Raw genomic sequence first — 1,911 nt, forward strand, 5'->3', positions numbered from 1 at the left:
CTCGCTTAGATGCCTTGCTAGTCATTGACGAATATCTGACAGATCCGAGTGAGGATTGGCTCAGACTCGTGATTAAGACTGAGGAAGATTATGGAGTCCGCTATCTTATTGATAATGGATCTGGTGATTCTTTAGATGTGATTATGACTGATAAAATGATCCTTATAAAAGGCTTTGATCATGAAAGTAGATTAAGCCAGTTTGGTGCTGACGAGTGGAATCAAGATATCATCGATAGTTTTTATAAAGGACTGGATGAAAAGTATGTCTCACTTTATTCAGAAGAACAAAAAGATGAAACAACCTTCTTTATCTGGTATGACGGTCACGCGCATCAACAGACTTACCAAGATCAGGAATGCGGAGAATGGTTGCTATCTTACCTCTTTGATTGCTTTGAGAGATTTCATGAGTTTGTGACTGACTATTATGAAATTACCGTAGATGAAGCCTTGTTAAGTAAACTATACAATCATGGATATCTTTCAGAAGTAGAATTGGAGCAATTAATTCATAATTCCTAGATTAGATAAAAAATCAGGCTTATTCTTATTTGGATAGGCCCTTAAAGCGATGGGATAAGTACATCTCAGTAAACTAATATGTTCAGTGAGAAAGGATTTCCTTATGGGATTTTTCGATAGATTTAAAAAGAGAGATGATAGTTATAAAAGAGAAAAAGTTATAGAGGTTATCACAAATATTTTAAAAGATATTCACTTAAAAAATTATGAAGATATAAAGAATTATGTTGACGAATTTGAGATTGACGATTTAAATGAATTCTTTGGATATGTTGAAAAAACACTTGAATTAAATGATTTTGACACGATTGATGAATATGGAGTGGCATGTAATTTCCATCCACCTTATGAGTATTCTCAATTGGAGATTTATGATTATAATGACCATTCTGGGTTTGCCGTTGACTATGAGATGACTTCTAATTCAGAATTAGTGGATATGACCCTTCAATTAGAATTTTTATATACCAAAGATGGCTATAAGGTGAGATTTCTTAATATTGATTCAGATTAGTAAGGACCCCCATGTTAAAATCGAATAAGCTAATTATTTTTTAATTTCTCTCCCTTTTCTGATGGTTATTGTTTTCTATTCTCTTAGTGAGCATCCTGGATATAGTGATGATGGGAATTTCGTCAGAAGTCATGAGGCTGCTATTAAGCGTGAGATCATCGCACACTTAGCTCAGGAAAAGCAGGGCATAGAATCTGTGACGCTCTTGCCAAAAACTGCTAGAGGAGAATACGATAATGGTGGTGATGTGAGTGGACATTACCATATCTATTTTACAGCCTACGTCGATCATAATCGCGAGCGAACGATAAACGTAGAACTATTCTTCCCAGATGCCAGCATTCCCCCTTTTACCTTGTTTCCTCCCAACCCTTATAAAGACAAAGGCAAAAAGATGTCCAATTGGTTGATGGGGAATATTGAAGTATCGGAAGAAAACTCTAAATAGAAATAAGAAGAAGTCATGATGAATAGAATAGTAGACGATCAGATCACTCTTATTCCTTATTATAGGAATGATGACATCTCCCTTCTTTGGTATCAAGATAGTGAGGTTTGCAAACAAGTGGATAATACTGATCAGATTTACAATCTAACAAAACTTCATAAAATGTATGATTACCTAACTTCACATGGTTCTTGCTATTATATCCAATATGAGGGAGTTTTAGTTGGAGATGTGACACTTCAAGATAATTCAGAGCTTTCTATAGTGATCAGCAAAGAGTATCAGAATTTACAGATTGGAAGACGATGTATTTCTGAAATGATACAGCTGGCCAAAGAGAAAGAAATGGTTAAGGTAACTGCTCAAATTTATCCTTTTAATACTCAAAGTCAAAGAATGTTTTTGGCTTTGGGTTTTCAGAAAGT

Annotated in this window: 4 protein-coding genes; all 4 read left to right on the top strand. The window is 34.7% G+C overall.

Going from position 1 to position 1,911, the window contains the following annotated elements; genetic code table 11:
* Window positions 1-524: hypothetical protein (locus SPADD19_RS05845; protein ID WP_061455497.1), on the top strand; the 524-nt coding region annotated here is incomplete at its 5' end.
* A 103-nt stretch (window positions 525-627) separates the two neighbouring features.
* Window positions 628-1,038 carry a DUF7668 domain-containing protein gene (locus SPADD19_RS05850; protein ID WP_061455498.1) on the top strand — a complete coding sequence of 137 codons (411 nt, stop codon included), beginning with the start codon at window positions 628-630 and terminating at the stop codon, window positions 1,036-1,038.
* A gap of 61 nt (window positions 1,039-1,099) precedes the next feature.
* Window positions 1,100-1,486, top strand: coding sequence for a hypothetical protein (locus SPADD19_RS05855; protein ID WP_061455499.1), 387 nt, complete (start codon window positions 1,100-1,102; stop codon window positions 1,484-1,486).
* Window positions 1,487-1,501: 15 nt separating this feature from the next.
* On the top strand, window positions 1,502-1,911 hold a 410-nt coding region (locus SPADD19_RS05860), incomplete at its 3' end, for a GNAT family N-acetyltransferase (RefSeq protein ID WP_061455594.1).

This window comes from Streptococcus parasanguinis (assembly GCF_001578955.1).
GTDB lineage: Bacteria > Bacillota > Bacilli > Lactobacillales > Streptococcaceae > Streptococcus > Streptococcus parasanguinis_U.